Raw genomic sequence first — 384 nt, forward strand, 5'->3', positions numbered from 1 at the left:
CTACTTGCCATTTCTAAGTTAGCAGCATAATCGCTTTCTTCTGAGTAAGCGATTGTATCTTCACCAATAGAAGCAATAGCTGAAAATTCTTTGGAATCTCGACCACCCATTGCTCCGGCATCACCTACGATTTCACGGAAGTTAAGACCACAACGTCTAAAAATGTTTTGGTAAGCTTTTTCGAAATCACGGAAACTTTGGTCTAACGTTTCTTCATCAGCGTGGAAAGAATAAGCATCTTTCATTAAAAATTCACGGCCGCGTAGTAATCCATAACGAGGACGATCTTCATCGCGATATTTCATTTGAATTTGGTATAAAGAAAGTGGAAGTTTCTTGTATGATTTAACTTCGTCTCGAATCAATGTAGTCATGGTTTCTTCG

At 38.5% G+C, this 384-nt stretch carries 1 protein-coding gene; it reads right to left on the bottom strand.

All coding sequences use genetic code 11. The features are described 5' to 3' along the window. The coding region (locus tag C1I99_RS35590; RefSeq protein ID WP_499877959.1) for an aminoacyl--tRNA ligase-related protein at positions 1–374 on the bottom strand (374 nt) is incomplete at its 3' end. Between the last annotated feature and the right edge of the window lie 10 nt (positions 375–384).

It is taken from the genome of Micromonospora deserti, from assembly GCF_003236335.1.
In the GTDB taxonomy this organism is placed as follows: domain Bacteria; phylum Actinomycetota; class Actinomycetes; order Mycobacteriales; family Micromonosporaceae; genus Micromonospora; species Micromonospora deserti.